Here is a 12503-nt window from a genome sequence, read left to right on the forward strand (position 1 = left end):
AAGTATGAATATGGCTCCCGTAGAGCAACTTTTCACATTATTTAATGAAACTGCTATTGTCTTACAGGAAGAACTATCATGTACATATTTAGAAGCGTTAGCCGAAACTGGTGAGAATTTATTTCATGGTTCGGTTCTCCAGGATGAATTAAGTGAGGTAACGGAAAAAAGACTTAAAAAACAATATATGGAAGTGAATTTAGGCAGCTTTACAAAAGAAGAAATACGAAAAGCCTATCAGCTCGTCATCTTAAAAGGTATGAAAGAAAGTGTGCAGCCTAACCATCAAATGACTCCAGATAGCGTAGGAATGTTACTCAGCTATCTAGTAGATAAATTTATGCAACAGCCATCTTTCCGCTTGTTAGACCCTGTGATTGGAACTGGAAATTTAGTAACAACCGTTTTAAATCAGTTGCAAAAAAATGTACAAAGTGTTGGGATTGAGATAGATGACCTATTAATAAAACTTGCCTATGTGAACGCAAATCTACAAGAGCATCCGATTGAACTATTTAACCAAGATAGTCTTGAGCCTTTATTTATTGACCCGGTTGATGCCGTAATAGCAGATTTGCCTATAGGGTTTTATCCGAATGATGTTCGTGCATCAGATTACCAATTAAAGGCGGAGGAAGGACACTCTTATGCACATCATTTATTAATGGAGCAAAGTGTCAAGCACACAAAGCAGGGAGGATATTTATTTTTTATCATTCCAAATGGTTTATTTGAAAGTGACCAGGCCCATCAGCTTCGTGAATATTTTAAAGAAGAGGTCATTATTCAAGGTGTACTTCAGCTGCCAGTGAGTATGTTTAACAATAAAAATGCTGCCAAGAGTATTTTGATACTCCAAAAGAAAGGTGAAGGTATTGTTGCGCCAAAACAGGCATTGCTTGTCAATTTACCAAGCCTATCTAGCGTTGTTGAGATGGACAATATTTTGAAAAATATTGATAAATGGTTTCAAGATAATAAGCGATAAAACCGTGTGGAGACCGGTTTTATCGCTTTTTTAAGTTTGTAAAACAATTAGAATAATGTGAATAAATTTTCATTTTGGAGGTAACCGTTTCCATCCAATTTCCTCCTTGAAATGTAATATATACAGTGATTAAATGAGGTGATGAGAGCAATAAACGATGTCAGTTTCGCGCAAAATAACCTTGTACGAAAAAAAGGACCTTCCCCGAACCGATGTTGTTTATATAAAAGGAGCGGTAAACGAAATGTCTAAAATAATTGCAATTAATGCCGGCAGTTCTTCTTTGAAGTTTCAATTATTTGAAATGCCGACTGAAGAAGTGATAACAAAAGGACTAATTGAAAGAATCGGAATAAACGATTCCATATTCACCATCTCGGTTAATGGTGAAAAAATTACAGAAACAACGGATATTCCTGATCATGAAGTAGCTGTAAAAATGTTGCTTGATAAGCTTACTACTTTAGGTATTATTCAATCATTAAATGAAATTGAAGGAATTGGACATCGAGTGGTTCATGGCGGTGAAGAGTTTAGTGATTCCGCTCTTATTACAGAAGAAGTTCTTAATAAGATTGAAGAACTTTCAGAATTAGCACCATTGCATAATCCTGCAAACGTTACAGGAATTAAGGCCTTTAAAGGTGTTCTTCCTAATGTTCCAGCGGTTGCGGTATTTGATACAGCGTTTCATCAAACAATGCCAGAAAGTTCATATCTCTATAGTCTTCCATATGAATACTATGAAAAATATGGTATTCGTAAATATGGTTTCCATGGTACGAGTCATAAATATGTTTCGCAGCGTGCAGCTGAACTTTTAGGCCGTCCGGTTGAACAGCTTCGACTGCTTTCTTGTCATTTAGGTAATGGAGCAAGTATTGCTGCCATTGAAGGCGGTAAATCCATTGATACATCAATGGGCTTTACACCACTTGCCGGTGTTACGATGGGAACTCGTTCAGGGAATATTGACCCTGCATTAATTCCATTCATTATGGAAAAAACAAATAAAACAGCAGAAGAAGTACTTGATGTTTTAAATAAAGAGAGTGGTATGTTAGGCGTTTCTGGTTTCTCAAGTGATTTACGCGACATTGAAATTGAAGCACGTAATGGTAATGAACGAGCCCAGCTTGCATTGGATGTTTTTGCTAACCGAATTCATAAATATGTTGGTTCATATGCTTCACGTATGTATGGAGTAGATGCAATTATTTTTACGGCGGGTATCGGTGAAAACAGTGATGTCGTTCGTGAAAAGGTCTTAAAGGGGCTAGAATTTATGGGTGTTTATTGGGACCCTGCTTTAAATAAAATCAGAGGTGAGGAAAGGTTTATTAACTATCCGCACTCACCTGTTAAAGTAATTGTAATACCTACTAACGAAGAAGTAATGATTGCTCGCGACGTCGTTCGTTTAGCACAATAATCTAGTTAATAAGGCAGGCTGTCGTAGAGACGGTCTGCTTTTTTACATTTTTTAAGTATATTTCTTTGTGATATACTTGAAGAAAATTGAGTAAGTGAGGTGGTTAACTATGCCATTAACTGATCGAGACACAGAGGTATTGAATAAAATTAAAGAATGGGAAAAGCATTTATTAAACTACGAGGCCAATGATTTACAACTTACATATGAAAAATATTTAGAACGGTCTTTCTCATTATTGCCTGAAAAAGTACAGCGGCAGTTCTTCTCCGTTATTGATACCTGGTTATTCCATTTGCACGGAATGATTCAAGGCTCTCAGATCCAAATGGATGCAAAGGAAAGAATCCTTTCTTCAGGACGTGTATTTAATAAAGATTTGCATCAAATCGAGGATTTAAGAAAATTGAATATTGATCAGTTACAGTACATAGCCATGCAGCAAATTGCACGGCATCGCCTATATTCATTTGCTCAGGGTGGTTTAGCAGGTACTGGAGGTCCGCTTCTTTTAGGTACCGATATTCCAGCAATGGCCGTTATTAATTTAAGGGCGGTACAATTAATTGCCATGACCTATGGGTTTGAGGTAAATACACCTTACGAAATGATGAGTTCATTAAAGGTCTTTCATACCGCTACGTTACCCCCTCGTTTGCAAAAAGAAGGTTGGTCTATCCTGATGAATGAAATGAACGCTAACAATGACCACTATTTTTATGAAGGAAACGAAGAAATTACAGATGTAAATTGGCTAGAGCAGCCAATTCAACAATTGCTAAAAGCTATGGTAATATCCATATTCCGCAGAAGGCTCATACAAGGGATCCCTGTCGTAAGCATGGCTATTGGTGCAGGGACAAATTATCAACTAACTAGAAAAGTTACCGAATTCGCCCATAACTATTACCAGTTGCGTTATCTTAATCAGAAAGAGGAAATAGGATGAGTACAACAGAACACAAGCAAGGAGCACCAAAGACAGTTTATTGTAAAGTAATTACTGTAAGTGATACTAGAAATAAAGAGACTGACAAAAGTGGTAAGCTAATGATGGATTTGCTCGAACAAGCCGGTCATTCCATAGTGGATTACGTCATTGTAAAGGATGAAGAAACGCCTATAAAAGAAGAAATCCTAAAAGGCTGCGAACGTGAAGATATTGAGGTTATCTTAACAAATGGGGGAACTGGAATAGCAAAACGAGATGTAACGATTGAAACAGTTCAAGGTTTACTCGATAAAGAGATTATTGGGTTTGGAGAATTGTTTAGAATGTTAAGCTATCAAGAGGATATCGGTTCAGCCGCAATTCTCTCACGTGCTATTGCGGGAGTAGTAAAGGATAAGGCAGTCTTTTCTACCCCAGGTTCTACAGGCGCAGTGAAGTTAGCGATGATTAAGTTAATCCTTCCTGAGATTGGTCATGTTGTAAGAGAAATAAAAAAGGATATATAAAGAACATAAAATGAAAGAAGAGCTCTCTCAAGTAGGGAGCTCTTGCTTATTGGTGCATTTTATCTTCCATTGTTTGATTTGCTCTATACCACAGCCATAAATCATTAATAATGGAAGCGAGTTCAGCAATTTCACTGTTTAATTTACATGAGGTTTTAAAATTACTTTCTTCAGAGAGTTGTGCTTGCTTTTGATTAATCATATTTTCAAGTTCATCAATTCGATCAGGTATGGAACCTCGAATTTGTTCCCAATGGAACAAGATAGACTGCTGTGTCTCCTCACTATACTGTGCCCATTCCATGTTTAAGTTGGGAATCGAAATGCCTAGCCGTTGATCGAAGGTAAAATGTTCTTTCATGTTAAAAGCCTCCAAGACGAGTTATTCTTCTATTTTACAACACATCCAGAAAGCATTCACGGTTTATTTCTCTGTACGAACTATGAGCACATCACATGGGGAGTAACGGGTAATGTGTTCTGAAACACTTCCAATCAAGAACCGCTCAACTGCATTCATACCAGTAGCACCACAAACGATTAAATCAACATGATGCTTTTTAGCCATTTCTTTAGGGATTTTCACTTTTGGTGAGCCATAGTCAATTTCATATTGAACTTCTACAACCCCTGCTTCTAATGCTTGATTTTGATATTTTTCAAGCATGTCGATTGCAAGTTTGTTTGCCCGCTCTGCAATATCTGGATCATAAGAATCGATTAGCAGAAAAGATCGTGTGTCGATAACATGTGCTAATAACAATTTTGCATTATTTCGTTTAGCAATCTCGATGGATTTCCCTAACGCCCATTCTGATTCTTTAGAACCATCAATCGCGACTAAAATATGGTCGTATTTTACTCCCATGGTAATCCCTCCCTGCCTAAATTATACAATAATTTCTAGGAATATTTGTTTCAATTTTTCGAAAAATAAGGGGGTAACAATTTATGGAAGGGAGATGAAATCATGTTTATGCAGGACCCTAATAAAAATTTTACATTGGAATTTGATGAAAACGGGGCAAATGAAGTTAGTGAGCAAATCATGAATTCTTATAACAGCGGATATATGGGCCAAGAGACGGAACAAATCAGCAGTGAGACTTATCAAAACAATGAAGAATAGTAAATAAAACTCGCTTTCAAGCGGGTTTTTCTATGTATAAGTCTATATAAATTTTTATACTCAGGGACATTAACCCAAGAATCCAGTTTTTAATGTGCATATTCTTTAGTGTGAGAAGTATAAATTGAGGAGGAAAAGATTATGCACATAAATCAAAATGAAACGAGGTTTGGTTTCGGTTTTGGTCGTCCGGGCTTCGGGTTTGGCCGTCGCAGGTTTGGATTCGGATTTGGATTACCATTCCTAGGGGGATTAGCACTAGGGGCAGCATTAAGTCCAGGTCCTTACTATTACCCATACCCATACCCATATTATCCGCCTTACCCATACCCATACCCATACCCATACCCATACCCATACCCATATTATCCTTATTATTAATAAAACATGCCTTTGCAGGTACAACACCTGCAAGGCTTTTTTACTGAGATTATTTTAAAATGTACATTTTTCATAAATAAGTTGGGATTCCACGGTTTATTTGGTAAAATGAAAGTGCTTACATTGTTAAATCTTTACTAAGTGTATTAGATAGATTAAAATCATCTTTGGTTCATTTACTAAGATTATGTAAATTGGAGGTAAGTACATGCGGATCGGCATTCCAAAAGAGATAAAAAATAATGAAAATCGTGTTGCAATGACACCAGCAGGTGTTTTCAATCTTTTGAAATTTGGTCATGAAGTTTATATAGAAAAAGGGGCTGGACTCGGCTCGGCTTTCACTGATGAAGATTATACTGCTGCAGGTGCAAAAATAGTAGAAACTGCATCCGAAGCCTGGTCGATGGAAATGGTTATGAAAGTTAAAGAACCACTTCCAAGTGAATACCAATACTTTCGTGAAGGTCTAATATTGTTTACATATCTACACTTAGCGCCAGAGCCTGAGTTAACAAAGGCATTAATTGATCATAAAGTGGTTGGAATAGCTTATGAAACCGTTCAGCTGCCAAATAACTCATTGCCATTATTGACCCCAATGAGTGAAGTTGCCGGAAGAATGGCTGCACAAATTGGTGCTCAATTCCTTGAAAAAGTACATGGTGGCAAAGGAATTCTTCTTTCAGGAGTCCCGGGTGTACAAAGAGGAACTGTTACCATAATTGGCGGTGGTGTTGCGGGAACTAATGCTGCAAAAATGGCAATCGGACTAGGAGCAAAGGTTACGATTATCGACCTGAATCCAGACCGTCTTCGTCAACTGGATGATATCTTTGGTTCTGACATTACTACATTAATGTCTAATCCTTATAATATAGCTGAAGCTGTTAAAGATTCTGATTTAGTAATTGGAGCCGTACTTATTCCAGGTGCAAAAGCACCTAAATTAGTTACTGAAGAAATGATTAAATCGATGACTCCTGGAAGCGTTGTTGTAGACATCGCCATTGACCAAGGAGGTATTTTTGAAACAACTGATCGTATTACAACACATGATAACCCAACATATATGAAACATGGTGTTGTTCATTATGCAGTTGCGAATATGCCTGGCGCAGTACCTAGAACTTCAACGATTGCTTTAACGAACGTTACCGTGCCATATGCAATCCAAATTGCAAACAAGGGTTATCGACAAGCATGCCAAGAGAATGATGCACTACTAAAAGGTATTAATACCCTTGGCGGCTTTGTAACATATGAAGCAGTGGCAGAAGCACATGGTCTTCATTACTCAGATACAAAAACATTACTTGGGCAGCTATAATTGATAAAAAAGGAAGAGATTGATTCTCTTCCCAGGCTGTCGAGAAACTCTCGACAGTCTTTTATTTTGGCTCTTTTCTTATAGAATGTTGTTTTTTGTATACAAATGGACCGTTCCTTTCCGCTACAGGTGCTTGCTTTCCGCGGGGAGGAAGTCGAGCCTCCTCGACGCTGCGCGTCTGTGGGGTCTCGACCTTTCCTCTACATCCCGCAGGAGTCAAGCACCTTTCGCTCCAATCCACTCCTTGCTATCTATATTGATAATGGCACCAATCTTACAGAAAAGGAGACTTTATTTTCAATAACTTTAACGATTCACCGCGTTAATTCGGTATAATACTATTAATATTAATAGGACGGTGGATTAAGCTTATCGATGGTTCCTAGGACTAAAGCTAAACCATCCGGTACCCCATCATTCAACTATAAGCTGGAACCGGCGTACCCGTTTTAAAGATACGAATATATTTCAGGAAATTTTTGATGATATTGTCTTCCTAGCGCTACAACAAGATGGTTGGAGGAAGAGTTTTGATTACTGATTCCACGCACCTTAAAGCGAACGCAAATAAAAATAAATTCACTAGAGTCGAAGTGGAAATTGAAACACGCGAATACGTAGGAGATCTAAACAAAGCTATTGAGGAAGATCGGGAAAACCATGGAAAAAATCCTCTAAAGGAAAAAGAGGAGATGATTGAGAAAAAGGAAATACGCCAAAGTACAACTGATCCTGAATGTGGGTTTATGTCCCGAGAGAATAAACAGGAAATGTTCTGTTTTCTTGATCATAGGACTACAGATATGAAATTCAACATCATAACGGATGCGTATGTTACACCAGGAAATGTCCATGATTCTGTCCTCTATCTATCACGGTTAGACCGTCAGGTCGAACGATTTGGATTTAAAGTAGAAGCAGTCGCACTTGATTCCGGTTACCTGACAAATCCAATTTGTAAGGGACTTAATGAACGTAATATTTTTGGAGTTATTGCTCATAGAAGATATCAACCAACAAAAGGCTTATTTCCAAAATGGAAGTTTACATATGACAAAGAGCGAGATTTGTATGTTTGCCCAAATGGTCAGGAGATACAATACCGTACCACTACAAGAGAAGGCTATCGGGAATATAAGTCGGATCCAAAAAAGTGTACCAACTGCCCACTCCTGTCGGAGTGTACAAAATCTCAAAACAAAACAAAAGTTGTTACCAGACATGTTTGGGAAGAGCATAAGGAAAAGGTAAGACTTAACCGGCTTTCAAAATCATGTAAAGTACTTGATAAATTTAGAAAGGAAAAAGTAGAGCGAAGCTTCGCAGATTCAAAAGAACTGCATGGGCTTCGCTATTGTAGGTTACGGGGATTGCATAATGTGAGTGAGCAAGTGTTACTCACCGCAGCATGCCAAAATATAAAAAAGATTGCCACACACTTGTCTAGGCTGGAAAAAGTGTGTGGTAAATCTAAGTTAATGCACCCCTGTTGATTGGAGCGGAAGGTGCGAAGACTCCTGCGGGAGTACGGGGCAGGGGGAGACCCCGCAGGCGCTTCAGCGCCGAGGAGGCTTCCCGGCACGCCCGCGGAAAGCGAAGCACCTGGAGCGGAAATCAACAGACCATTGAGCAGGCAGGAATTTTTCAAAAAAATCGTAGGTTAGTCTTTGTTTAAATAAGAAATTGCCGAGAAAGATACCCTTTCTCGAATCTGAGGAAGAGATTGATTCTCTTCCTTTTTTATGTAAATTTGTAGATAAATAAAACCAGCTTCATACCGAAGCTGGCAGTTAAATGATAAATTATAGAGCCGCATTTGCCGTACCTCATATAAGAAAGTTTTAAACCACCACTCCTCAAAGTGGGTGTTCGCAAAAGCCTTCCTGCTTGTCCTCCATGTCGTATAGACAGAGGCTTGTCATTATAGCTTCGATAGTAAAACTCCCTTTTACAGCTTAAAGGTTAAAACTTTATTATCACTACGAGCAACGCAGCTTGTATTTGTATAATACTGCAATTTCATTCATAGTGCAATGGTAAAAAAATCTAAATTTCTAGCGAATGATTTGTAGTTCTTTAGGAAATTTTGTTAAGACATTAGCACCGTCAGCAGTAATATAAATATCGTCCTCAATTCGCACTCCTGCAACATTAGGTACATAAATACCTGGTTCAATGGTATACACCATTCCTTCTTCAATTACCAATTGGTTGGTTTCTGTCATGGATGGATACTCATGGACACTAATACCTAACCCGTGCCCAAGTCGATGTGGGAAATAATCGCCATAGCCTGCATCCGAAATGATTCTTCGTGCGGTCAAGTCAACTTCAGCAGCGGTAACACCAGGTCTACTTGCCTGAACAGCTGCTGCCTGTGCTTTTAAGACGGTATCATATATCTCTTTTTGTTTATCGTTAATATCACCATAAGCAACTGTTCTTGTAATGTCTGAGCAATAACGGTCTACAACTACACCTAAGTCGAATAATACTAAGTCGCCTTTTTGGATCTTTGTGCTGCCAGGATTACCATGTGGGGACGCAGCATTTGCACCTGTCAGGACCATAGTTGAAAATGACATTTCTGTTACGCCCTTTTGTTTAAGTGCGTACTCAACAGCATTAAGAACATCTAATTCTGTTCTGCCTTCTTTGATTTCACTGCACCCGACCTCTATGGCGTAATCAGCTAAGGCACAAGCTTCTTCAATAATTTTTAACTCTTTCGCATCTTTAATCATCCGAAGCTTTCTTAACTTTTCTTCTGCGGAAACAAAGGCAGCATCAGGAAATAATGCAGATAAATGTTCATAGCGTTCTACATTCATATGTTCTTTTTCAATCGCGGCGTTCCTAACTCTATTTACTCTTTTTTGAATCGAAGTATGTACTAATTCCCATGGATTATCGATATCACTATAGCCGATGATTTCTTGGTTCCAGCCAGAACTTTTAACATCATTTACTTCCATCCCAGGACATACAAGAAATGGCTCTTCCTGTTGGAACACAGCTAATCCAAGTAATCGCTCATGTGGATTTGTGAAAAAACCGCTTAAATAAAATACATTTTCTGAAGAGGTGATGAAGCTTACTTCAATCCCATTTTCTTTCATCCAAGCTTGAAGTTTTTGTATTCGTTGGTTCATAGTTTCCGCCTCCTATAATAAATTATCCTTCTTGAGGGTATCAATTTTACATCCATGTGTAAACAATCTTACTTTAGCATGTGCTAAATCACCCTATTTATGGATATAAATGAGGAAGGAATTTGGAGTTTTTTATGGAAGTACATACTATAACAGTTATAGAGGAGATGGGTAAATGAAGGTATCTTATCATGGGCATTCAGTTGTTCAAATTCAGGTCAATGGCAAAAAAATTATCATCGATCCATTTATACGAGGTAATCAATTAACAGACTTAAAGGTGGATGACGTAAATCCAGATGTAATTTTGTTAACACATGGTCACAATGATCACGTAGGAGATACGGTTGAGTTAGCCAAAAGAAACAATGCACTAGTCATAGCCAATCATGAGATTTCAACATTCCTAGCCTGGCAAGGTGTCAATACCCATGGTATGCATATTGGCGGGGCCTACCAATTTGATTTTGGAAAAGTAAAATTAACACAAGCGTTTCATGGATCAAGCTATGAAACCCAAAACAAAGAACTAGTCTATTGTGGCATGCCTGCAGGGATTCTTTTCATGGCTGAAGGAAAGACCGTGTATCATGCAGGTGATACGGCATTATTTTCTGACATGAAACTCATCGGAGAAAGACATCCGATTGATTTAGCTTTCTTGCCAATTGGTGATAATTTTACAATGGGTCCAGAGGATGCAGCCTATGCGGCAAAACTATTAGGGGCTAAAATAATTGTTCCAATCCATTACAATACGTTCCCGCCAATTAAGCAGGATCCTAAACAATTTATTGAAATACTTGAAACTAAGAATGGAAAAGTACTTGAACCCGGAGAATTTATCGAATTATAATACTTTTTTATCCCTTCTATGCATAAAGTGATACAAGCAGTAAGTTTGAGGGGAGACGAAAGAATTGAAAAAAAACAGATATTTACTATGCCTATTGCTTTGTGGATTGATGCTTTATTTTGCAGTACCAAGATTATCTGTTCTTGCTGAAGGTCTTGAAGGGACGTTTGCGATTGCCTGGCTCGCATTTGCGTTAATTGTTATTGCAGGAAATCTCACCGCTATGTTGTATAGTCCAAAAAAACCTGTCCAAAGAAGGCAACAGCCACGGTTAAACAAGAAATCACGTTCCTATTAATAAAGAACAAAACACAAAAGGGAGCCTGTCAAGGTTCCCTTTTGCGTTGGTTTATTATTTAAAATAATGGTATAAATAATATATGTATTTATTTTTCAATAAGGGTTACAGAAGAGGGTGAAGGTCTTGGCTACAAAGCATGAACAGATTCTGCAATATATTGATGAACTTCCTGTTGGGGAAAAAATATCTGTACGACAAATCGCCAAGGCGATGACGGTAAGTGAAGGTACAGCCTACAGAGCAATCAAGGAAGCTGAAAATAAAGGCTATGTTAGTACGATTGAACGTGTTGGTACGATTAGGATAGAACGCAAGAAAAAAGAGAATATTGAAAAGCTTACCTTTGCTGAAGTTGTTAATATTGTGGAGGGTCAGGTTTTAGGCGGAAAGACCGGCTTGCACAAAACTCTAAATAAATTTGTTATTGGTGCTATGAAACTAGAGGCGATGATGCGTTATACTGGTCCAGATAACTTGTTAATCGTTGGAAACCGTACACAGGCACAGGAATTAGCATTAAAAGCTGGTGCATCTGTTCTAATTACGGGGGGATTTGATACCGAAGACCATATTAAAAGACTAGCAGATAGTCTAGAAATGCCGATTATATCAACCAGTTATGATACTTTTACAGTAGCAACGATGATAAATCGAGCCATCTATGACCAATTAATAAAAAAGGAAATTATACTTGTTGAGGATATCCTAACCCCGCTAACAGAGACTTTCTATCTTAAAACAACGGATAGAGTTTCAAAGTGGCATCATCTAAATCTTGAAACCACCCACAGCCGTTATCCTGTAGTGGATCAGAATATGAAGATACAAGGAATGGTAACAGCTAAAGATATCATGGGACAGGATAATGATACTTCCATTGATAAGATTATGACAAAACATCCCATGACTGTATCAGGTAAGACAAGTGTTGCTTCTACTGCACATATGATGGTTTGGGAAGGGATTGAAGTTCTCCCAGTTGCGGATGATACCAACCGACTTGAAGGGATTATTAGCAGGCAGGACGTATTAAAGGCTCTGCAAATGAATCAGCGCCAGCCTCAAGTAGGTGAAACTATTGATGACATTGTCACCAATCAAATGGTCTTAATGCGAGGAAGAACAAAAGGGGAAGAAGTCTACACGAGTGAAGTGACTCCGCAAATGACGAACCATCTTGGAACAATTTCCTATGGAGTTTTTACGACCATTGTAACAGAGGCAGCTAACCGGATACTGCGCAGCTATAAAAAAGGTGATCTTGTTGTTGAAAACATGACGATTTATTTCCTCAAGCCTGTTCAGATGGAAAGTATTTTAGAAATCTATCCGAAAGTGCTTGAAGTGGGTCGGAAGTTTGGAAAGGTCGATGTCGAGGTCTTTAATGATGGCATCTTAGTAGGCAAAGCGATGATGATGTGTCAGTTGATAGATAGAAATTAAAAAAGCCGCTACCAAAGGGTAAGCGGCTCATTC

The 12503-nt window shown here is 38.3% G+C and carries 13 protein-coding genes, 1 other RNA gene and 1 pseudogene; 11 read left to right on the plus strand and 4 right to left on the minus strand.

Annotated elements, in window-relative coordinates:
• Nucleotides 1-4 precede the first annotated feature (4 nt).
• From QUG14_RS24565 to QUG14_RS24580, 4 genes are all read left to right on the plus strand, one after another.
• Nucleotides 5-988, plus strand: a complete 984-nt coding sequence (locus tag QUG14_RS24565) for a class I SAM-dependent methyltransferase (protein WP_289343087.1) — start codon at nt 5-7, stop codon at nt 986-988.
• 244 nt (nt 989-1232) lie between these two features.
• Entirely contained in the window at nt 1233-2420 is a 1188-nt protein-coding gene (locus QUG14_RS24570) for an acetate kinase (RefSeq protein WP_289343088.1), read from the plus strand.
• A gap of 109 nt (nt 2421-2529) precedes the next feature.
• Nucleotides 2530-3369: an EcsC family protein gene (locus QUG14_RS24575; RefSeq protein WP_289343089.1), complete on the plus strand. Its 840-nt coding sequence runs from the start codon at nt 2530-2532 to the stop codon at nt 3367-3369.
• Nucleotides 3366-3878 carry a MogA/MoaB family molybdenum cofactor biosynthesis protein gene (locus QUG14_RS24580; protein WP_289343090.1) on the plus strand — a complete coding sequence of 171 codons (513 nt, stop codon included), beginning with the start codon at nt 3366-3368 and terminating at the stop codon, nt 3876-3878. Before QUG14_RS24575 ends, QUG14_RS24580 begins: the two co-directional genes overlap by 4 nt.
• Nucleotides 3879-3924: 46 nt before the next feature.
• On the opposite strand, the gene QUG14_RS24585 is transcribed toward QUG14_RS24580, so the two are convergent.
• Together QUG14_RS24585 and QUG14_RS24590 are read right to left on the minus strand one after the other, a co-directional pair.
• Nucleotides 3925-4239, minus strand: a complete 315-nt coding sequence (locus QUG14_RS24585; RefSeq protein WP_289343091.1) for a hypothetical protein — start codon at nt 4237-4239, stop codon at nt 3925-3927.
• A gap of 63 nt (nt 4240-4302) precedes the next feature.
• Nucleotides 4303-4746: a universal stress protein gene (locus QUG14_RS24590; RefSeq protein ID WP_289343092.1), complete on the minus strand. Its 444-nt coding sequence runs from the start codon at nt 4744-4746 to the stop codon at nt 4303-4305.
• Between the two features lie 102 nt (nt 4747-4848).
• Between QUG14_RS24590 and QUG14_RS24595 the strand changes: the two genes are divergently transcribed.
• From QUG14_RS24595 to QUG14_RS24610, 4 genes and pseudogenes are all read left to right on the plus strand, one after another.
• On the plus strand, nt 4849-5007 hold the full coding sequence (locus QUG14_RS24595; protein ID WP_289343093.1) for a hypothetical protein: 159 nt from the start codon (nt 4849-4851) through the stop codon (nt 5005-5007).
• A 141-nt stretch (nt 5008-5148) separates the two neighbouring features.
• On the plus strand, nt 5149-5388 hold the full coding sequence (locus QUG14_RS24600; protein ID WP_289343094.1) for a hypothetical protein: 240 nt from the start codon (nt 5149-5151) through the stop codon (nt 5386-5388).
• A gap of 208 nt (nt 5389-5596) precedes the next feature.
• Nucleotides 5597-6718: an alanine dehydrogenase gene (gene ald / locus QUG14_RS24605; RefSeq protein ID WP_289343095.1), complete on the plus strand. Its 1122-nt coding sequence runs from the start codon at nt 5597-5599 to the stop codon at nt 6716-6718.
• A gap of 367 nt (nt 6719-7085) precedes the next feature.
• Nucleotides 7086-8211 (plus strand): annotated as a pseudogene (locus tag QUG14_RS24610) (IS1182 family transposase); the annotation flags it as partial.
• A gap of 310 nt (nt 8212-8521) precedes the next feature.
• On the opposite strand, the gene ssrS reads toward QUG14_RS24610, so the two are convergent.
• Together ssrS and QUG14_RS24620 are read right to left on the minus strand one after the other, a co-directional pair.
• A non-coding RNA gene (gene ssrS / locus QUG14_RS24615) (6S RNA) lies at nt 8522-8718 on the minus strand.
• A 54-nt stretch (nt 8719-8772) separates the two neighbouring features.
• Nucleotides 8773-9870 carry a M24 family metallopeptidase gene (locus QUG14_RS24620; protein ID WP_289343096.1) on the minus strand — a complete coding sequence of 366 codons (1098 nt, stop codon included), beginning with the start codon at nt 9868-9870 and terminating at the stop codon, nt 8773-8775.
• A gap of 175 nt (nt 9871-10045) precedes the next feature.
• Here QUG14_RS24620 and QUG14_RS24625 point away from each other — a divergent pair, with 175 nt between their 5' ends.
• The 3 genes from QUG14_RS24625 to QUG14_RS24635 all read left to right on the plus strand — a co-directional run bounded on the left by QUG14_RS24625 (nt 10046) and on the right by QUG14_RS24635 (nt 12470).
• Entirely contained in the window at nt 10046-10726 is a 681-nt protein-coding gene (locus QUG14_RS24625) for a metal-dependent hydrolase (protein WP_289343097.1), read from the plus strand.
• Nucleotides 10727-10790: 64 nt separating this feature from the next.
• Nucleotides 10791-11024, plus strand: coding sequence for a hypothetical protein (locus tag QUG14_RS24630; protein WP_289343098.1), 234 nt, complete (start codon nt 10791-10793; stop codon nt 11022-11024).
• Nucleotides 11025-11150: 126 nt separating this feature from the next.
• On the plus strand, nt 11151-12470 hold the full coding sequence (locus tag QUG14_RS24635) for a CBS domain-containing protein (protein ID WP_289343099.1): 1320 nt from the start codon (nt 11151-11153) through the stop codon (nt 12468-12470).
• Nucleotides 12471-12503: the final 33 nt, after the last annotated feature.

Origin of the sequence: Neobacillus sp. CF12, from assembly GCF_030348765.1 — a bacterium.
Taxonomy (GTDB): Bacteria; Bacillota; Bacilli; order Bacillales; family Cytobacillaceae; genus Neobacillus.